The 18,848-nt window shown below is 65.8% G+C and carries 15 protein-coding genes; 12 read left to right on the plus strand and 3 right to left on the minus strand.

The genetic code is table 11. From position 1 onward, the window contains the following. Together Q0Q48_RS21685 and Q0Q48_RS21690 are read right to left on the minus strand one after the other, a co-directional pair. A partial coding sequence (locus Q0Q48_RS21685) for an ABC transporter permease subunit (RefSeq protein WP_295142484.1) occupies positions 1-1,336 on the minus strand: 1,336 nt, incomplete at its 3' end. 137 nt (positions 1,337-1,473) lie between these two features. Further along, a complete protein-coding gene (locus tag Q0Q48_RS21690) occupies positions 1,474-2,760 on the minus strand; it encodes a hypothetical protein (RefSeq protein WP_295142487.1) in 1,287 nt (428 codons plus the stop codon). A 45-nt stretch (positions 2,761-2,805) separates the two neighbouring features. Between Q0Q48_RS21690 and Q0Q48_RS21695 the strand changes: the two genes are divergently transcribed. The 7 genes from Q0Q48_RS21695 to Q0Q48_RS21725 all read left to right on the plus strand — a co-directional run bounded on the left by Q0Q48_RS21695 (position 2,806) and on the right by Q0Q48_RS21725 (position 10,729). Further along, on the plus strand, positions 2,806-3,696 hold the full coding sequence (locus Q0Q48_RS21695; RefSeq protein ID WP_295142490.1) for a polysaccharide deacetylase family protein: 891 nt from the start codon (positions 2,806-2,808) through the stop codon (positions 3,694-3,696). 8 nt (positions 3,697-3,704) lie between these two features. Next, positions 3,705-5,177 carry a M81 family metallopeptidase gene (locus tag Q0Q48_RS21700; protein WP_295142493.1) on the plus strand — a complete coding sequence of 491 codons (1,473 nt, stop codon included), beginning with the start codon at positions 3,705-3,707 and terminating at the stop codon, positions 5,175-5,177. Positions 5,178-5,245: 68 nt separating this feature from the next. Next, positions 5,246-6,826, plus strand: a complete 1,581-nt coding sequence (locus tag Q0Q48_RS21705) for an ABC transporter substrate-binding protein (RefSeq protein ID WP_295142496.1) — start codon at positions 5,246-5,248, stop codon at positions 6,824-6,826. A 67-nt stretch (positions 6,827-6,893) separates the two neighbouring features. Then, the gene (locus tag Q0Q48_RS21710) at positions 6,894-7,835 is read left to right on the plus strand and encodes an ABC transporter permease (RefSeq protein ID WP_295142500.1); all 942 of its coding nucleotides are present in this window, start codon (positions 6,894-6,896) and stop codon (positions 7,833-7,835) included. Position 7,836: 1 nt separating this feature from the next. Further along, a complete protein-coding gene (locus Q0Q48_RS21715; RefSeq protein WP_295142502.1) occupies positions 7,837-8,712 on the plus strand; it encodes an ABC transporter permease in 876 nt (291 codons plus the stop codon). Next, positions 8,709-9,722: an ABC transporter ATP-binding protein gene (locus tag Q0Q48_RS21720; protein ID WP_295142505.1), complete on the plus strand. Its 1,014-nt coding sequence runs from the start codon at positions 8,709-8,711 to the stop codon at positions 9,720-9,722. The genes Q0Q48_RS21715 and Q0Q48_RS21720 overlap by 4 nt, the downstream gene beginning before the upstream one ends. Beyond that, entirely contained in the window at positions 9,719-10,729 is a 1,011-nt protein-coding gene (locus Q0Q48_RS21725; RefSeq protein WP_295142508.1) for an oligopeptide/dipeptide ABC transporter ATP-binding protein, read from the plus strand. Before Q0Q48_RS21720 ends, Q0Q48_RS21725 begins: the two co-directional genes overlap by 4 nt. Positions 10,730-10,751: 22 nt before the next feature. Here Q0Q48_RS21725 and Q0Q48_RS21730 read toward each other — a convergent pair whose 3' ends face one another. After that, the gene (locus Q0Q48_RS21730) at positions 10,752-11,948 is read right to left on the minus strand and encodes an aminotransferase class V-fold PLP-dependent enzyme (protein ID WP_295142511.1); all 1,197 of its coding nucleotides are present in this window, start codon (positions 11,946-11,948) and stop codon (positions 10,752-10,754) included. Between the two features lie 66 nt (positions 11,949-12,014). On the opposite strand from Q0Q48_RS21730, the gene Q0Q48_RS21735 reads away from it, so the two are divergent. The 5 genes from Q0Q48_RS21735 to Q0Q48_RS21755 all read left to right on the plus strand — a co-directional run bounded on the left by Q0Q48_RS21735 (position 12,015) and on the right by Q0Q48_RS21755 (position 18,845). Next, positions 12,015-12,713, plus strand: coding sequence for a GntR family transcriptional regulator (locus Q0Q48_RS21735; protein WP_295142514.1), 699 nt, complete (start codon positions 12,015-12,017; stop codon positions 12,711-12,713). Next, positions 12,710-13,702, plus strand: a complete 993-nt coding sequence (locus tag Q0Q48_RS21740) for a tripartite tricarboxylate transporter substrate binding protein (protein WP_295142518.1) — start codon at positions 12,710-12,712, stop codon at positions 13,700-13,702. The genes Q0Q48_RS21735 and Q0Q48_RS21740 overlap by 4 nt, the downstream gene beginning before the upstream one ends. Before the next feature lie 92 nt (positions 13,703-13,794). Then, on the plus strand, positions 13,795-16,719 hold the full coding sequence (locus Q0Q48_RS21745; RefSeq protein ID WP_295142521.1) for an FAD-binding and (Fe-S)-binding domain-containing protein: 2,925 nt from the start codon (positions 13,795-13,797) through the stop codon (positions 16,717-16,719). Positions 16,720-16,762: 43 nt separating this feature from the next. Then, the gene (nudC, locus tag Q0Q48_RS21750; protein ID WP_295142526.1) at positions 16,763-17,692 is read left to right on the plus strand and encodes an NAD(+) diphosphatase; all 930 of its coding nucleotides are present in this window, start codon (positions 16,763-16,765) and stop codon (positions 17,690-17,692) included. Between the two features lie 16 nt (positions 17,693-17,708). Further along, positions 17,709-18,845, plus strand: coding sequence for an NADH:flavin oxidoreductase/NADH oxidase (locus Q0Q48_RS21755; protein ID WP_295142529.1), 1,137 nt, complete (start codon positions 17,709-17,711; stop codon positions 18,843-18,845). The last annotated feature ends 3 nt before the right edge of the window (positions 18,846-18,848 follow it).

An 18,848-nucleotide genomic window follows, 5' to 3' on the forward strand; every position in this document is an offset into this window, starting at 1 on the left:
CCGGCAGGCCGATCCACGCCCACAGATAGGCCACGCCGACGACCAGGCCGGGAATGGCGACCGGGATGGTGGACAGCAGGTCGATCAGGCGCCGGCCCGGCACATGCGTGCGGTTGATCGTGTAGCCGATCGCGAAGGCCAGGGTGCCACCCACGAGCGCCGTGATGAAGCCGACCTTCAATGTGTTCCAGATCGACAACATGGTGAGCGGATTGTCGAACACCGAGGCGTAGTGCGACCAGCCATAGGCCTTCATGTCGAACACGGCCGCGAAGTCCTTGAAGAACAGGAACTTGCGGGTGGAGGCGATGATCAGCGCGAGGGTCGGCAGGATGACGACGATGAAGAGATAGATCAGCGCAAGGCCGAACGTGAACCAGCGCCACGGGCCGAGATTGAGGCTGCGCGGACGGAACGCCTTGCCGGCCACGGTGGCGAAGCTCTTGCCCGACAGCACGCGTTGCTGGGCCCACACGAGGATGGCGGTCACGAGCATCAGCAGGATCGCGACGGCGGCCGCGGTGTTGTAGAGCGGCGGGCTCCAGGCGGTCAGCTTGAAGATGTAGGTCGTCAGCACGTTGATGTTGGCCGGTGTGCCGAGCGCGGCCGGGATGCCGTAGATGCCCAGCATGACGACGAACGAAAGCAGGGAGCCTGCCAGGATGGCAGGGGCGATCAGCGGGAAGGTCACGGTGAAGAGTGTCGTGAAGGCGCTGGCGCCGGACACTTCGGACGCTTCCTCGAGGCTCGGGTCCATGTTGCGCAGCGCCGAGGCCGTGAACATGTAGACGTAGGGCGCATAGTAGAAGCCGAACACCAGGATCAGGCCGGACATTGAATAGAAATCGAAGCGGAAATCGATTCCGATCCATTTCAGGGACGTGTTGAGGAGGCCGGTCTTGGGCGAGCCGAGGATGCTCCAGGCCACGCCCGCCACCAGCGGCGGCACGAACAGCGGGATCATGCTGGCGCCGGCAATGAAGCCGCGGAACGGCGTGTTGGTGCGCACGACGATCCACGAGAAGGCGAGCCCGATCACCACGGCGAGCGCCGTGCCGCCGCCGCAGGCGACGAGCGCGTTCAGGAAGGCGAGATGCACGTTCTCGTTGGCGAGGACGGTGACGAAATGCTCCAGCGAGGGATTGAACTTGCCGAAGCCGTCGATCACCGGATTGGAATCGCTGACCGCGCCGAAGATCAGCATCAGCAGCGGATAGACCACCAGGAAGGCGAGGATGATCAGCAGCGCGCCGACCCAGAGCGGCGCGGCCCACCGGCGCGCGGCGGGTGCGGCCTCCGTGGTCGCAGGCAAAGCGGCAGCACTCGTCGCCGTCAACGCGTTCTTCCTCCCGAAATGTCCGCGACCTGGGAGGGCGCGGCTTCTTCATTAAGTCTGCGACCGTAGCCTATCCGCGTTTCCGGCGCTACGCCTTGGTGATGCGTGGAGTCGTCACCCGCCGGTGTGCAGTCCCGCTACTGGTCGCCGTTCACGCCGGTGAGGAAGCGCTCCGAGTAGGAGTTCATGATCTGCTGCCAGCTCGTTCGGGTGCCGCGCGCGGACCATTCGAAGATCGGCTTCAGCGTCTTGGTCGTGAAGTCCGTCATCGAACCGAACGAGCCGGTGATGCCGTTGGTGATGATGCTGGCGTTGCGGGTGCCTTCCGGATCGGCGGTGGAGGCCTTTGCCGCGAAGTAGGAGAGATTGTAGTAGCTGTAGCTTGAGCAGCCGAAGAACGCGTAGATCTGGTACTGGTCCTTGTTCATCCGGATCGGCGCGCCGATCTGCTCGCCCATGTAGGTGAGATCGAGCAGGCCCACGCGCGAGTGTCCCGCATAGAGAAACACCGAGCCGCGCTCCGCGGCCTCCTTGGCCATGCAGAAGAAGGCGATGCTGTCCTCGCCGATGTTGGTGACGCCCCAGAACAGGCGGACGACGAGTTTGCGGGCGCCGTCGGTGCGGACATATTCCTCGACATGGCCCGGCGAAGCCGCCAGCGACTTGGTGTTGCCGCAGTCACGCTCGCGCTCGGCCGCCGGGACGGTGCGGCCTGCAAACCCCTGGGTCACGAGGAACTTGCGGATGTCGCGGTAATTGCTGGCATTGTAGTCGCTGTTCTTGTCAGGCGAAATGTTGCCGTTCCTGTCCTCGTCGGCCCCGAACGTCAGGACGACGCGGACCTCGCCGCTGCTGTTGGCCAGCCGCTCATAGGCCGGGGCGGTACCGGCCGTGTTGGGCCGCTTGGCGAGAATCGCGGCATCGGCCGTGGTGTAATCGACACCATCGACCAGCGGGCACCCCTTGTTCAGCGGCGCCCAGAAGTAGGCCATGCGATACTTCTCGCCCCAGCTGAAGCACTTGTCGGTCGATCGCTCCCACACTTCGTCGAGATTGAGGGGCAGGCGGATCTTCACGACGTCCTGGAGCGCGTTGTCGAGCACGAAGGTGCCAGTGTAGCGATAGCGCACATAGTGCTTGCCGGTCCTGTCGTCGCGTTGCCGGCCGAGAATGTCGACTTTCGCATCGTTCTTGGCGGCGGCTTTCTTCGGCGCGGCCTGCAGGGGGCCGGCGAGATAGAGGAGCTGGCGGTTGATGTAGGAGGGGAGGAGGATGTAGTCGGGCGTATCCTCCGCGACCTCGACTTTGCTCTCGAATCTCAGCTCGGCTTCGTATGAATCCTTCGAGTAATAGGCGAACGCTGGGGAGCCGGTGAGCATAAGCAGGCAGCCGGAAGCGGCCGCCGACATCAGGCGATTCAACATGGTTCGACCGTAGCCCTTCGTGGCTTGCGACGTTAATTTGTCGGGATGGAATTGAGAACGCACGACCGGTACGACTACGTCCCCCTGCGGGGGCGCGCCGACTACACTTGGCCGGCAGGCCGACGTCTCGCCGTCTATTTTGCCCTCAATCTGGAGCATTTTTCCTACGGCGAAGGCCTGGGAGCCGAGCTGGCACCGGGTGGTCCACACCCCGACATTCTCAACTATGCATGGCGCGATTATGGCAACCGCGTCGGCGCCTGGTACATGCTCGACGCCTTCGACGCGCTGCGGTTGCCCATGGCCGCGCTGGTCAACAGCGCGATGTACGATTACGCGCCGGAGCTTGTCGCGGCCTGCCGGCTCCGCGGCGACGAGATCGTGGGGCATGGCCGCACCAATGCCGAGCGCCAGGGCGTGCTCGAGGAGGCAGACGAGCGGACCTTGATCGTCGAGGCGACTGCGCGCCTCGCCGAAGCGGAAGGTCGACCGCCGGAGGGCTGGCTGGGGCCGTGGATTTCCCATAGTCACGTCACGCCCGACCTTCTGGCCGAGGCTGGCTATCGCTACCTGCTGGACTGGTGCATGGACGACCAGCCCATCTGGCTCCGGTGCCGCGGCGGGAAGCGCATCCTCGCCGTTCCCTATCCGCAGGAAGTGAACGACATTCCGCAGATCGCCGGCCGCAAGATCGGCGGCGACGCCTTCGCCGACATCGTTATCGACCAGTTCGATGAGATGCTCGAACTGTCGCAGGAGCGGCCGCTGGTCATGGGCGTGGCGCTGCACGCCTATCTCGTGGGCCAGCCGCACCGGCTACGGCACCTCAAGCGCGCGCTGCGCCACATCGCGAAACATCGCGACCGCATCTGGCTCACGACGCCGGGCGCCATCGCACAACACTGTCTTTCTCTTCCCGCCGGTATCGTTCCCTGAGGAGTCCCATGCGTCTGTTCTCGGCCACCCTGGCCACCGAAACCAACACCTTCTCCCCGTTGCCGACGAGCCTGGAGAATTATCGCGAGTCGGTGTTCTTCGGGGCTGGCGAGCATCCGACCGATGCGCCGCGCATGTGCACCGCTCCGCTGTTCGTCGCGCGCGCCCGTGCCAAGGCGGAGGGCTTCGAACTGATCGAGGGAAGCTGCTTCGCCGCCAGCCCGGCCGGCACGACCAACCGTGCCGACTACGAGACGATGCGGGACGAGATCCTGGCCCAACTCAAGGCGGCGCTGCCGGTCGACGGGCTGCTGCTCGGCCTGCACGGCGCGATGGTGGCGCATGGCTACGACGACGTCGAAGGCGACATCATCGAGCGCTGCCGCGTGCTTGTGGGGCCGAAATGCGTGATCGGCGTCGAACTGGACCCGCATTGCCATCTCACGATGAAGCGGGTGTCCAACGCCGACATCATCGTGCTCTACAAGGAGTTCCCCCATACCGACGTGGTCGAGCGGGCTGCGGACATGCTCGATCTCGTGCTGGCGACATTGCGCGGCCAGGTGAAGCCGGTGACGTCGGTCTATGACTGCCGCCAGATCCAGAGCTATCCGACGACGATCCAGCCGATGCGCGGCATCGTCGATCGCATCACGGCCATGGAAGGCAAGGACGGGATCCTTTCCGTCTCGATCGCGCACTGCTTTCCCTATGGCGACGTGCCCGAGATCGGCACCCGTATTCTGGTGATTGCCGACGGCGACAAGAAGAAGGCCGATGCCCTCGCGACGCAGCTGGGTGAGGAGCTGGTCGGCCTGCGCGGCAAGACGGCGCCGCAGTCGTTCGGTGTCGCGGCCGGCATCAGCGAAGGCGTAGCCTTCAACGACCTGCCGGTGGTAATCGCCGATCCAGCCGACAATGCTGGCGGCGGCGCGCCATCGGACAATACGGACATTCTCCGGCATCTGATCGAGGCGAATGTCGAAAGCGCCTGTCTCGGCCCAATCTGGGATCCGATCGCCGTCCGCATCTGCTTCGACGCCGGCCTCGGCGCCCGGATCGGTCTGCGTTTCGGCGGCAAGATCGCGCCGAGTTCCGGCCAGCCGGTCGATGCCGAGGTCGAGATCGTGGGACTGAAGCGCGACGCCTGGCAGAAATTCGGCCCGACGCAGGTGCCGGTGGGCGACTGCGCCGCGGTTCGCGTCGGCGGCGTCGAGGTCATCCTGATCACAAAGCGCACGCAGGCGACCGGGCTGGAACTCTTCAGCAACGTCGGAATCGATCCGACCCAGCGGAAGATCGTGGTCGTGAAGTCGACGAACCATTTCATGGCGGCCTACGGGCCGATCGCCAAGAAGGTGATCTACGTCGAATCGAGCGGCCCGCTGCCGCGCGATCACCGCAAGGTACCGTACAAGAAGGTCGAGCGCCCGATCTGGCCGCTCGACGAAGGCGCCGCGCCGCGGGGCCTGATCTACTAGCCGCAAAGCTGGACAAAGCGGAACACTGCTTTGCATACTCTCTGAGGGGAGTAAGGGAGTCTCACAGAATGTTCAAACGCATCTTCGCGGGCGCGCTCGCGCTGGCCGTTCCCTTCGCCGCGGGCCAGGCTCTGGCGCAGGAGAAAGTCCTCAAGGCCGTGATGCACGCTGACGTGCGCGTCATCGATCCGGTCTGGACGACCCAGACGATCGCCAACATCCACGGCGCGCTGGTCTACGACACGCTGTTCGGCAACGACGCCGACCAGAAGCCGCATCCGCAGATGGTGGGCAAATACGACGTCAGTCCCGACAAGCTCACCTACACCTTCACCCTGCGCGACGGGCTCAAGTTCCACGACGGCTCCCCTGTCACGACCAAGGACGTCATTGCCTCGCTCAAGCGCTGGGGTGCCAAGGACGGCGTGGGCCAACGCCTGATGGGCTTCGTCACCAAGATGGAGCCGGTTGACGACAAGACCTTCACCATGGTGCTGAAAGCGCCGTACGGCATGGTGCTGGAATCGCTGGGCAAGAGTGGTAGTTCGATTGCGGCGATCATGCGCGAGAAGGATGCGCTCACCGACCCGCAGCAGCAGGTCAAGGAGTCGGTCGGCTCCGGCCCCTACATCTTTGCCAAGGACCAATGGGTGCCCGGAAGCAAGGCGGTCTATCTCAAGAACAAGGACTACCAGCCGCGCACCGAGGCGCCGTCGTCCTTCGCGGGTGCAAAGGTCCCGGGCGTCGACCGCATCGAGCTGGTCTGGATCTCCGATCCGCAGACCGCAATGTCGGCCCTGGTCAACGGCGAGATCGATTTCTACGAGGCGCCGCCCAACGATTTCCTGCCGTTGCTGGAAAAGGCCCGAGGCGTGAAGCTGCTGAAGACCGGCAAGATCGACAGTACGCAGGGCTTCATCCGGCTCAATCACCTGCAGCCGCCGTTCGACAACATCAAGGCGCGGCAGGCGATGTACTACTTGATCAACCAGGAAGATTTCCTGCGCGCCATCGTCGGCAATCCGAAATACTACAAGGTCTGCCCGGCGCTCCTCACCTGCGGCGGTCCGTATGAGAGCGCCGCCGGGCGCGAGTGGATGAAGGAATACAACCCGAAGAAGGCGCTGCAGCTCCTGAAGGAGGCAGGCTACAAGGGCGAGCCGATCACCGTCCTGTCGGCGACGGACCACGCGACGATCACGCCGGCCACGCAGGTCCTCATCCAGGCGATGCGTGAGGCAGGCATCAACGTCGATGCCCAGTCGATGGACTGGGGCTCCGTCGTCACGCGCCGGGCCAAGAAGGATCCGCCGGCGCAGGGCGGCTGGAACATCTTCGTCACGACCTCCGGCGGTGTTGGTTCGGCGAATCCGATCCTGCACACCTGGATCGGCGCGGCCTGCGACAAGGGCCTGTTCGGCTGGCCCTGCGACGCCAAGATCGAGGAACTGCGCAACGCCTTCGGCATGGCGCAGACCGAGGAGGAGCGGAAGAAGATCGCCAATGAGCTGCAGGGCCGGGCGATGGAGCAGGTCGTGTACATTCCGTTCGGACAGTGGGACACGCCGCTCGCCTATCGCGCCGACAAGATCGACGGTATCGTGCCCAACACGGGTCTCGCCGTGCTCTGGGGAATCACGAAGAAGTAATGCCGTATCGAGTCTGCGTAGCTGTCGCGCGCACGGAGGCCTTGCCTGAATTGGGCAAGGCCTCGTCATGACCGCGTATATCGTTCGTCGTCTCTTCGCCACGCTGCCCGTCATGGCGGTGGTGGCGCTGTTCGTCTTCTTTCTGCTCAGGTTCGCGCCGGGCGACCCGGCAGCGATCATCGCCGGCGAGGATGCGACGGCCGAGGCGATCGCGGCCGTCCGCGCCAAGCTCGGCCTCGACCGGCCGATGGTCGAGCAGTTCGTCGTCTGGACGACACAGCTCGTGCAGGGCGACATGGGCGTCTCGATCTTTTCCAACATGCCCGTGACGCGCCTGATCTCCCAGCGTCTCGAACCCACCGTGGCGCTCACTCTCTCCACGCTCTTCGTGGCGGTGGCGTTGGCCATTCCCATCGGCGTGGTCGCGGCCTGGAAAGCGCGCAAACTGGTCGACCGGCTGGTCATGGGCTTTGCCGTTCTGGGTTTTGCGATGCCCGGCTTCGTCCTGGCCTACATCCTGATCTACTTCTTCGCCGTGCAATGGCAGCTCTTGCCTGTGCAGGGATACCAGCCGATCCGGGAAGGGTTCTGGCCCTTCGTCGAGAGCCTGATCCTGCCGTCGGTGGCACTGGGCATCACCTACATGGCGCTGATCGCCCGCATCACGCGCGCGTCGATGCTCGAAGTGCTGGCGCAGGACTACATCCGGACGGCCAATTCCAAGGGGCTTGCGACCGACAGGGTGCTGCTGCTGCATGCGCTCAAGAACGCGGCCGTGCCGATCATCACGGTGATCGGCATCGGCATCGCGCTCCTGATCTCGGGCGTGGTCATTACGGAAACGGTGTTCAACATTCCGGGGCTCGGCCGCCTCACCGTTGACGCGGTCCTGAAGCGCGACTATCCGGTGGTGCAGGGGCTCATCCTGGTGTTCGCTGGCGCCAAGGTGCTGGTGAACCTGCTGATCGACATCTCCTACGCCTTCCTCGATCCGCGGATCCGCTACTGACATGGCCATCGTTGCAGACGACCTCGCCCTGCCACCGGCCCGCCGCTTCTCGCTGTGGACGGCCGTCCGGCGCAATCCGACGATCGCCATCGGCTCCGTTCTTCTGACAGCCCTGATCGTGATAGCGATCTTCGCGCCTCTCATCGCGACCCACGATCCCTTCAAGATTGCGCCGGTGAACCGCCTGCGACCGCCCTCCGAACGCTGGTGGTTCGGCACGGATCAGTTCGGCCGCGATATCTTCTCGCGCACCGTCTACGGCGCGCGCGTGTCGCTGATCGTCGGCCTCTCGGTCGCAGCCTTCTCGAGCATCCTCGGGCTCGCTCTCGGCCTGGCCTGCGGCTATTTCCGCCACGTCGATGGCTTCGTCATGCGCATCATGGACGGGCTGATGGCGATCCCGTCCATCCTGCTCGCCATCGCGCTGATCACGCTGTCACGCCCGGGCCTCAGCATCGTCATCGTGGCCATCGTGATCCCCGAGGTGCCGCGCATCGTGCGCGTGGTGCGCGCGGTCGTCCTGTCGATCCGCTCGCAGCCCTACATCGAAAGCGCCATCGCCGGCGGCACGAAGAACTGGAAACTGCTCGCGCGCCACATCCTGCCGAACACGCTGGCGCCGCTGATCGTGCAGTCGACCTATGTCTGCGCCTCGGCGATGCTGATCGAGGCGAGTCTCAGCTTCCTGGGGGCCGGCGTCCCGCCGGAGGTTCCGAGCTGGGGCAACATCATCGCCCAGGGCCGCACATTCTTCCAGATCGCACCCTGGACCATCATGATCCCGGGCGCGTTCCTCGCGGTCACGGTGCTGGCGGTGAACCTGCTGGGCGACGGCCTGCGCGACCGGCTCGACCCGCGGCTGGCGAGGCGCCTGTGAGCAGCAATCCGGATCCGATCCTCGAGGTCCGCGACCTGCATACGCAGTTCAGCACCTTGGACGGTGTCGTGCGCGCCGTCGACGGCGTCTCGTTCGACGTGGCGCGGGGCGAAACCCTGGGCATCGTGGGCGAATCGGGCTGCGGCAAGTCGGTGACGGCGATGTCGATCCTGCGGCTGATCCCGCCGGAGACCGGCCGCGTCGCCTCGGGCTCGATCAAGTTCGAAGGCGAGGAACTCACGACGCTTTCCGAGGAGGAGATGAAGCGCCTGCGCGGTCATCGCATTTCGATGATTTTCCAGGAGCCGATGACCAGCCTCAATCCGGTCCTCACCGTCGGCACACAGATTGCCGAGAACGTAGTGCGCCACCTCGGCGTCTCGTGGAAGCAGGGGCGGGAGCGTGCCTTCGAGATGCTCGACCTGGTGCGCATCGCCGATGCGCGGCGCCGGCTCGACGAATATCCCCACCAGCTCTCCGGCGGCATGCGCCAGAGGGTCATGATCGCGATGGCGCTGTCCTGCGATCCGCAAGTGCTGATTGCCGACGAGCCGACGACGGCGCTTGACGTCACCATCCAGGCGCAGATCCTCGACCTGATGATCGAGCTCAAAGAGAAGACTGGCACCGCTATCGTGCTGATCACGCACGATCTCGGCGTGGTGGCCGAGACGACCGAACGGGTGGTGGTCATGTATGCAGGCCGCAAGGTCGAGCAGGCCGCCGTCGAGGCGCTGTTCGAGGAACCGCTGCATCCCTATACGCGCGGCCTGATGCGGGCGATCCCCCGTCTCGACATCGAAGCCGATGCCGCCGGCACGCGCCCGCGCCTGCAGGAAATTCCCGGCCTCGTGCCGATCCTAACGCAGCCGATCACCGGCTGTGCCTTCGCGCCGCGCTGCGGCTTCGCCACCGATCGCTGCCGCGGCGAGGGGCCGCCGCTGGTCGATGCCGGCGCGGGCCATCTGGTGGCCTGCTGGGAGATTGACCGCGTGAGGAGGGCGGCATGAGCGACGCGCCTGTCCTGCAGGTCGAGGGACTCGTGAAGCACTTCCCGATCCATGGCGGCCTTCTGCAGCGCCAGGTCGGCGCGGTGAGGGCAGTCGACGGTGTCACTTTCTCGATTCGCCGCGGTGAGACGCTCGGCCTGGTGGGCGAATCGGGTTGCGGCAAGTCGACGATCGGCAAGGTCGTGTTGAAGTTGATCGAGCCGACCGCGGGAAAGATCGTCCTGGCGGGCGAGGATGTGACAGCGCTCAAGCCTGGCGCGATGTGGACTCATCGGAGGCGCATCCAGACGATCTTCCAGGACCCGTACTCCTCGATGAACCCGCGCCTGCCCTCGGGCACGATCGTGGGTGAGCCTCTCGAGAATTTCGGCATCGCCAAGGGGGCGGCACGCGACGACCGGGTGGCCCAGCTCTTCCGCCGCGTCGGCCTGCGCCCTGAGGCAATGCGCAAGTACGCCCACGAGTTCTCCGGCGGCCAGCGCCAGCGGCTGGGCATCGCCAAGGCCCTGTCGGTCAATCCTGACGTGATCGTGGCCGACGAGCCCGTTTCGGCGCTCGACGTATCGGTGCAGGCGCAGGTGTTGAACCTGTTGATCGACCTGCAGGAGGAATACGGGCTCGCCTACCTGTTCATCAGCCACGACCTCGCGGTCATGCGGCACATCAGTCATCGCATCGCGGTGATGTATCTCGGCCGCATCGTCGAGCTGACCGACAAGCGCACGCTCTTCACGCAACCGCTGCATCCCTACACGGAAGCACTGCTTTCGGCCGCCACAGCGCCCGACCCGAAGCGCCGCCGGCAGCGGAAGCGCATCGTGCAGGGCGACGTGCCCAGTCCGGCCAAGCCGCCGCCAGGCTGCCATTTCCACACGCGCTGCCTCTACGCGACCGCCGAATGCCGCCTGACCGATCCGCCGTTGCTCGAGGTGGCGCCCGGGCATCACGTCGCCTGCCTGCGCCGGCCGGTGGGCGGCGATCCGGGACCGCTCTCGATCCCGGGCTAGCGCTGCGGCGTTTCGGCCTCCGTCAGGCCTTTCGGGCGCCCGGCGCGGTGTCGCGCAAGTAGGTGAGGGCGGCCTGGGCGCCGCCCGCCTTGTGCGGCACCTTGGCGAGGCCGAGCGCCATCTCGACGCCGGACAGGGTGCCCATCAGCATTAGGTCGTTGAAATCGCCGAGATGGCCGATGCGGAAGACCTTGCCCGCGACCTTGGTAAGGCCCTGGCCGAGCGACATGTTGAAGTTCTCCAGCGCCACCTTGCGGAAAGCGTCGGCGTCGTGGCCCTCGGGCATGACGATCGCGGTCAGCGAGCCCGAATAGGCCTTGGGATCGCTGCACAGGATTTCCAGGCCCCAGGCATTCACGGCCGTGCGGGTTGCCTCAGCGTGACGGGCGTGGCGCGTGAACACCGCGTCGAGCCCTTCCTCCAGCAGCATGTCGCAGGCTTCGTTGAGGCCGTAGAGCAGGTTGGTGGCGGGCGTGTAGGGGAACCAGCCATTGGCGTTGGCCGTCAGCATCTCGTCCCAGTTCCAGAACGCCTTGACCATCTTCGACGCCTTCGACGCCTCGATCGCCTTCTCGCTCACGGCGTTGAAGGACAGGCCGGGCGGCAGCATCAGGCCCTTCTGCGAGCCCGCCACCGTCACGTCGACGCCCCAGGCATCGTGGCGATAGTCGATCGACCCCAGCGACGAGATCGTGTCGACCAGCAGCAGGGCGGGGTGCTTGGCCGCGTCTATGGCGCGCCGGACGGCCGCAATGTCGCTCACCACGCCGGTCGAGGTCTCGTTGTGCACGATGCAGACCGCCTTGATGGTGTGGCCGGTGTCTTCCTTCAGGCGCTTCTCGATGGCCGCCGGATCGGCCGGTTTGCGCCAGTCACCACCCATGAATTCCGATTTGATTCCAAGCTTGTCAGCCATCTTCTTCCAAAGGGAGGCGAAGTGGCCGGTCTCCCACATCAACACCAGGTCGCCGGGCGACAGGGTGTTCACGAGGGCCGCTTCCCAGGCTCCTGTGCCGGATGCGGGATAGACGATAACTGGTTGTTTCGTCTGGAAAATCTGGCGGACGGAACGGAGGACCTTCTTGGCCAGCGCGTTGAACTCGGGGCCGCGGTGATCGATCGTCGGGTAATCCATCGCGCGAAGAACGCGATCCGGCACGTTGGTCGGACCGGGGATTTGCAGGAAATGACGTCCGGCGGGATGTGAGTTCAGGCGCATGACAGAGGCCCCTTTCGGCTTTGCTGTTGCATTTTGTATACAATATGCCAGAGTGAGTCCAGAGACATGGACGGTTCGACCTTCCCCATCGCGCGTTCGACGCTGCCCGAGGCGGCGGCCGAGCGTCTGCGTACCCTCATCATCGAGGGCGAGCTGGCGCCCGGCGCCAAGCTGAACGAGCGCGAACTCAGCGAACGGCTGGGCGTGTCGCGGACGCCACTGCGGGAGGCCTTCCGCATGCTCGCCGCCGATGGCCTGCTGGTGCAGTTGCCCAATCGGGGCGCCCAGGTCGTGGCCCTGTCACGCGAGGACGTGCGCGGTGCCTTCGAGGTGATGGGCGCGCTCGAGGGGCTGGCGGGCGAGCTCGCCGTGGAGCGGGTGACCGATGACGACGTGGCGGATCTGCGCGCGCTGCAGATCCAGATGGAGGCCGCCCATGCCAGCCACGACCTGCCAGCCTATTACCGCATCAACCGCCTGATCCACGACCGGCTGAACACCCTCGCAGGGAACGCGGTGCTCGAACAGACCTACCGCACGCTCAACGCAAGGCTGCATGCCCTCAGGTTCCGCTCCAACCTCAATCCGGCCAAGTGGGATCAGGCCGTCTCCGAACATCGCTCCATGATCGAAGCGCTTGCCGCCCGGGACGGCGCTGCGCTACGTGACCTGCTCGTGGGGCACCTGCGAGCCAAACAGCAGGCTGTCCTCGATTCAATGGACAATCGAGACGACAAGAACCTTCTGGGAGGAAGACAGCCATGACTTCGAATTTTTCGACCTCGCGCCGCAAGGCCCTGAAGCTCGGCCTCGCCGCCACCCTGGCCGCGCCGGCCGTGGCCCGTGCCCAGCAGGGCTGGCCGAGCGGCCCGATCACCTGGGTCAATCCGTTTCCGGCTGGCGGTGGCACTGACGTCTTCGCCCGTCCGCTGGCGGCGCAGGTCGGCGAGCAGCTCGGCGTGCAGATCCTGATCGACAACAAGGGCGGCGCAGGTGGCACGGTCGGCGCCTCGCAGGCGGCCAAGATGAAGCCCGACGGGCAGACCTTCTTCGTGGGCGCGATCCATCACACGATCGCCCCATCGGTTTACAAGAACCTCGACTACGACCTCGAGAAGAACTTCGAGCCGATCACCATGATCGCGCTGGTGCCGCAGGTCATCTCGATCAACCCGAACAAGATCCCGGCCAAGACCGCGCAGGAATTCATCGCCTACTTGAAGGCCAACCCGAACAAGGTGAACTATGCGTCGGCCGGCGCCGGCACCGCCCATCATCTCGCGGGCGAGCTGTTCAAGCTCGAGACCAAGACCGAGATCGTCCATGTGCCCTATCGCGGCGCGGGTCCCGCGATGCAGGACCTGCTCGCCGGCAACGCCGACATGATGTTCGACGGCATGGGTACGTCGGCCCAGCAGATCAAGGCGGGCAAGCTGCGCGGCCTTGCGGTGGCCACGACGGAGCGCGTGCCGGAATTCCCCGACATGCCGACTGCGGCCGAGATCGGCGTGCCGGCCTGGATCGTGTCGACCTGGTACGGAGTCTGGGCGATCAAGGGCACGCCGGAGCCGATCGTCAAGCGCATGTACGACGAGATCGTGAAGGCCCTGAAGTCGCCCAAGCTGCAGGCCATCTGGAAGGAACAGCTGGCCCAGACTGGCGGCGAGTCGCCGGCGGAGTTCGCCAAGCGCATCCGCACCGAAATCGAGAAGTGGCAGAAGGTCGTGAACGCGGCCGGCGTCAAGCTCGACTGAGGATGGTGAGCGCTCGCCGATGAGCCCGCTTGCATTCACGCTGCCCTCTCTGCCTGCGTATGGCGGAGGGGCTCTTTAGGGTTCCATCGGATATGTCCAAGCTCGAACAAAACCTGCGCCGAAGCCTCAAGGGGGAGGTCCTGTTCGACAGGGCTTCCCGCGGACGCTATTCGACCGACGCGTCGATTTACCAGGTCGAGCCGGTAGGTGTGGTGATCCCGCGCGACGAGGCCGACTTGGCGCTCGCCATCGACGTCGCGCGCGATGCCAAGGCGGCGATCCTGCCGCGTGGTGCCGGCACGTCGCAATGCGGCCAGACGGTCGGCGAGGCGCTCGTCATCGACTGCTCGAAGCACCTGCGCGAGGTGGTGGGCTTCGACAAGGCCAAGCGACAGGTGACGGTCCAGCCCGGCATCGTGCTCGACCATCTCAACGCCTGGCTGAAGCCGCACGGGCTCTGGTATCCGGTCGACGTCTCGACCTCGGCGCAATGCACGCTGGGCGGCATGGCCGGCAACAATTCCTGCGGCTCGCGCTCGATCCGCTACGGCAACATGGTGCACAACGTCGCCTCGATCGACGCGCTGCTGGCCAACGGCCAGCGCGCCCGCTTCGGCTCGACGCGGCCGGAGGACATGCCGGCCGGCGTACGCGCCATCGCCGACAAGGTGGCGGAACTGGCCTTCGCCGAGCGCGCCGAGATCGAGCGCATGTATCCGCACGTGCTGCGCCGGGTCGGCGGCTACAATCTCGACATCTTCTTCCCGCAGTCGGAACGCCCCTACACGACCGACAATTCGGTGAACCTAGCGCATCTTTTGGTGGGCAGCGAGGGCACGTTGGCGGTGACCGAGCGCCTCACGCTCAACCTGGCGCCGCTGCCGAAGCACAAGACGCTGGGCGTCGTGAACTTCCCGAGCTTCTACAAGGCGATGGACAGCGCCCAGCACATCGTGAAGCTGAAGCCGGCGGCCGTGGAGCTGGTCGACCGCACCATGATCGAGCTGGCGCGCGCCAACCCCGCCTTCCGGCCGGTGATCGAGCGGGCGCTGATCGGCCGGCCCGAGGCCATCCTGCTGGTGGAGTTCGCGGGTGAGGAGCGCGACGACCAGCTGCGCGACCTCGCGCGCCTCGTCGAGCTGATGGCCGATCTCGGTCTGCCGGGCTGCGTCGTGGAGATGCCCGAGCCGAAACCGCAGTCGGAACTGTGGGAGGTCCGCAAGGCCGGCCTCAACATCATGATGTCGATGAAGGGCGACGGTAAGCCCGTCTCCTTCATCGAGGACTGCGCCGTCCCGCTGGAACACCTCGCCGACTACACGCAGCGGCTGACCGACGTGTTCGGCAAGCACGGCACGCGCGGCACCTGGTACGCCCATGCCTCCGTGGGCACGCTGCACGTGCGGCCGATCCTCGACATGCGCCGCGACGGCGCCGAAAAGATGCGCGCGATCGCCGAGGAGGCCTCGGCGCTGGTGCGCGAGTATAAAGGTGCCTTCTCGGGCGAGCATGGCGACGGGCTGGTGCGCTCGGAATGGGTGGCCTGGCAGTTCGGGGCGCGGCTGACCAAGGCGTTCGAGACGGTCAAGGACCTGTTCGATCCCGAAAATATCCTGAACCCGGGCAAGATCGTGCGGCCCTCGCGCATGGACGACCGCTCGCTGTTCCGCTTCAAGCCGGGATACGAATCGATCAAGTACGAGCCGGCGCTCGACTGGTCGGCCTGGAACGTCCAGACCGATCCGGTCACCGAGATTTCGACCGCGCCCGGCACCGGTGGCGATCTCGCCGGCGGCTTCGCGAAGGCCGCGGAGATGTGCAACAACAACGGCCACTGCCGGAAGTTCGATGCCGGCACGATGTGCCCGTCCTTCCGCGTGACCCGCGACGAGAAGCACCTGACGCGCGGCCGCGCCAACACGCTCCGGCTGGCCTTGTCCGGCCAGCTCGGATCGGAGGGGCTGCGCTCCGACGCGGTGGCTGCCGCGATGGACCTCTGCGTCAGCTGCAAGGGCTGCAAGCGCGACTGCCCGACCGGCGTCGACATGGCGCGCATGAAGATCGAGGTGAAGTCGGCGCGTCGGATGGCCAAGGGCCTGAGCTGGCGCGACCGGCTGGTCGGCGCCACCCCGTCGCTGGCGCCGTGGGCCCGTCGCCTGCCCTGGCTGTTCAACGCGGCCTGGTTCGTGCAGTCCTATCTGGGCTTCGCCAAGCAGCGTCGCCTGCCGCAGTGGCGCGGCGACACGTTCCTCTCGACCACCGAAGTCGACGATGGCGACGCCACCGTCGTGATCTTCGCCGACACCTTCTCGAACAATTTCGAGCCCGAGATCCTGCATGCCGCGCGCCGGGTGCTGACTGCCGCCGGCCATCGCGTTGCGGTCGCCTGGCCGACCCTCGGCGCGCCGGCTCTGTGCTGTGGCCGCACCTATCTGGCGACCGGCCAGGTGGAGCGGGCGAGGGGCGAGGCGCTGCGCACGCTGAACGCGCTCAGGCCCTTCGCGCAGAAGGGTGTGCCTATCATCGGCCTCGAACCGTCCTGCCTGTTCACCCTTCGCGACGAGTTCCTGGCCTTGGGGCTGGGCGAAGGCGCCGAGGAAGTCGCGGCCCATGCGATGCTGTTCGAGGAATTCCTCGCGCGTGAGAAGAAGGCCGGACGGCTCGACCTTCGGCTCCGGCCGCTGCCGGAAAAGAACGCGTTGCTGCACGGCCACTGCCACCAGAAGGCCTTCGGCGCGATGAGCGCGGTGCAGGAAGTTCTTTCGTTGGTTCCCGATCTCTCGGTGACGCCCATCGAGTCGAGTTGCTGCGGCATGGCCGGCAGCTTCGGCTACGAAGCCGAGCACTACGAGACCTCGATCGCGATGGCTGAACTCTCGCTGCTGCCGGCGGTGCGCAAGGCCGATGCCGGAACCCTGGTCGTGGCCGATGGCACCTCCTGCCGGCACCAGATCGCCGACGGCGCCGACCGACAGGCGATACATGTGGCGCAGGTGCTGGAGCGCGCACTCGTGTGAGCCAATTGCGGCGCGGGCGGCCCTGTGGCACGGTCCGCGGCCTATGAGAAATCCAAGAAATCCCTATTCCAGCGCCGAAATCGACCGTGCCAGCCATGAGCGCGAGGACGATGAACGGATGATCGAACTGGCCTCCTCGGGGGCCGCCCGCTTCGTTCCGATCGACACCGAGAAGAACCTGGTGAAGACCGGCGGGAACCCGGAAGCCGTGTTCCTGCAGGGCATGATGGGGCGCGCCGTCGCCAACTCGAGCGACGTCCAGATCTTCCTCGGCTATGTCGAGGGCACGCCTTACTTCGCCGTCGATGTCACCGGCAAGGACGTTCCGCTGAAGGACCTCGGCGAGTTCGTCGACCTGCGCCAGGTCGGCCCGCTGCTGTTCGCCCGCGAGGGCTCGATCCTCGCCTATGCGCGCGGCATGACCTACTGGCACCGCCGCCATCGCTATTGCGGCGTCTGCGGCGCGACCACCAAGGTGACGCGCGGCGGGCATGTGCGCATGTGCACCAACGAGAACTGCAAGACCGAGACCTTCCCGCGCACCGACCCCGCGGTGATCATGCTGGTCCATCACGGCGACAAGTGCCTGCTGGGCCGCGGCAAGCATTTCCCGCGTGGCATGCATTCGACACTTGCGGGCTTCGTCGAGCCGGGCGAGAGCTTCGAGGATGCGGTCGCCCGCGAGGTCTACGAGGAAGTGAAGGTCAAGGTGAAGGACGTCATCTATCGCTCGTCCCAGCCCTGGCCGTTCCCGGCGTCGGTGATGATCGGCTTCCATGCCGAGGCCGAATCGATGGACTTCAGCGTCAACGAATCCGAACTCGAAAGCGCGCGCTGGATGAGCCGAGAAGAGTTGCGGACCGAGAATCTCCCGAAAGACGGTTCCTTCTTCATGCCGCGCCGCGATTCGATCGCCCGCCGCCTGATCGAGGAATGGCTGGGCCATGAGGCCGGACCTTCCATCAACGGCTGACCCACCGAGGATTTCCATGACCGCCCAACTCTTCACCCCTGTCGAGCTCGGCGGCGTAACGCTGCCCAACCGCATCGTCGTCTCGCCGATGTGCCAGTATTCGGCCGTCGACGGCAGCGCCCAGCCCTGGCATCAGGTGCATTACGGCATGCTCGCGATGTCGGGTGCCGGCCTGCTCTGCCTCGAGGCCACCCATGTCGAGCGCGAGGGCCGCATCACCCAGGGCTGCCTCGGCCTCTACAGCGACGAGAACGAGGTGGCGCTGAAGCCGGTCATCGACTGGATCCGCGGTTGGATGCCGGGCGTGAAGCTCGGCGTGCAGCTCGCCCATGCCGGCCGCAAGGCGTCGGCGCAGCGTCCCTGGAAGGGCGGCGGGCCGCTGACGCAGGCCGACGCGCCGGATCTCCCCTGGACGACCTATGGCCCGTCGGCGCTGGCCTACGACCCGGAGAAGAATTGGCACACGCCGGTGGCGCTCGACGCGGTCGGCCTGAAGCGTGTGAAGCGGGCCTTCGTCGATGCCGCCGAGCGCAGCCTGCGGCTGGGGTTCGACGTGGTCGAACTGCATGGTGCGCACGGCTACTGTCTCAACCAGTTCCTGTCGCCGATCAGCAATCACCGCACTGACGAATATGGCGGGACGGCCGAGAAGCGCCGACGCTTTCCGCTCGAAGTGTTCGAAGCCGTACGCAGGATCTGGCCGGCAGAGAAGGCGCTGGGCGTGCGGCTGTCGGCCGTCGAATGGGTCGAGGGTGGCATCACCCTCGAGGACTCGATCGAGACCGCACGGCAGTTCAAGGCCCTCGGCTGCGACTTCGTCGACGTCAGCTCGGGCGGCAATGCGCCGGGCCAGAAGCTCTCGGTCGGACCCGGCTACCAGGTTCCGTTCTCGGCCCGCATCCGCAAGCAAGCCGGTATCAAGACCTGGGCCGTCGGGCTGATCACCGAGCCGGAGCAGGCAGAGAAGATCGTCGCCGCAGGCGAGGCAGATTGCACGGCGCATGCCCGTCCGTTCCTGATCGATCCGCGTTGGGCGTGGAATGCGGCGAGAACGTTGGGTGTGGAACCTCCGCCCTTGCCGTTGCCCGCGGCGCGCGCCACAAGCATTCTTCCCTTCAAGCCGAACTCCGCCGTACCCAAGGCGGCCGAATAGGGC

It is taken from the genome of uncultured Reyranella sp., from assembly GCF_945957355.1.
Taxonomy (GTDB): Bacteria; Pseudomonadota; Alphaproteobacteria; order Reyranellales; family Reyranellaceae; genus Reyranella.

Bases quoted from the DNA above. Each gene is read 5' to 3' on its own strand.
- Q0Q48_RS21690 (WP_295142487.1), bottom strand. From the start codon at position 2,760: ATGTTGAATCGCCTGATGTCGGCGGCCGCTTCCGGCTGCCTGCTTATG.
- Q0Q48_RS21695 (WP_295142490.1), top strand. From the start codon at position 2,806: ATGGAATTGAGAACGCACGACCGGTACGACTACGTCCCCCTGCGGGGG.
- Q0Q48_RS21700 (WP_295142493.1), top strand. From the start codon at position 3,705: ATGCGTCTGTTCTCGGCCACCCTGGCCACCGAAACCAACACCTTCTCC.
- Q0Q48_RS21705 (WP_295142496.1), top strand. From the start codon at position 5,246: ATGTTCAAACGCATCTTCGCGGGCGCGCTCGCGCTGGCCGTTCCCTTC.
- Q0Q48_RS21710 (WP_295142500.1), top strand. From the start codon at position 6,894: ATGACCGCGTATATCGTTCGTCGTCTCTTCGCCACGCTGCCCGTCATG.
- Q0Q48_RS21715 (WP_295142502.1), top strand. From the start codon at position 7,837: ATGGCCATCGTTGCAGACGACCTCGCCCTGCCACCGGCCCGCCGCTTC.
- Q0Q48_RS21725 (WP_295142508.1), top strand. From the start codon at position 9,719: ATGAGCGACGCGCCTGTCCTGCAGGTCGAGGGACTCGTGAAGCACTTC.
- Q0Q48_RS21730 (WP_295142511.1), bottom strand. From the start codon at position 11,948: ATGCGCCTGAACTCACATCCCGCCGGACGTCATTTCCTGCAAATCCCC.
- Q0Q48_RS21735 (WP_295142514.1), top strand. From the start codon at position 12,015: ATGGACGGTTCGACCTTCCCCATCGCGCGTTCGACGCTGCCCGAGGCG.
- Q0Q48_RS21740 (WP_295142518.1), top strand. From the start codon at position 12,710: ATGACTTCGAATTTTTCGACCTCGCGCCGCAAGGCCCTGAAGCTCGGC.
- Q0Q48_RS21745 (WP_295142521.1), top strand. From the start codon at position 13,795: ATGTCCAAGCTCGAACAAAACCTGCGCCGAAGCCTCAAGGGGGAGGTC.
- nudC (WP_295142526.1), top strand. From the start codon at position 16,763: ATGAGAAATCCAAGAAATCCCTATTCCAGCGCCGAAATCGACCGTGCC.
- Q0Q48_RS21755 (WP_295142529.1), top strand. From the start codon at position 17,709: ATGACCGCCCAACTCTTCACCCCTGTCGAGCTCGGCGGCGTAACGCTG.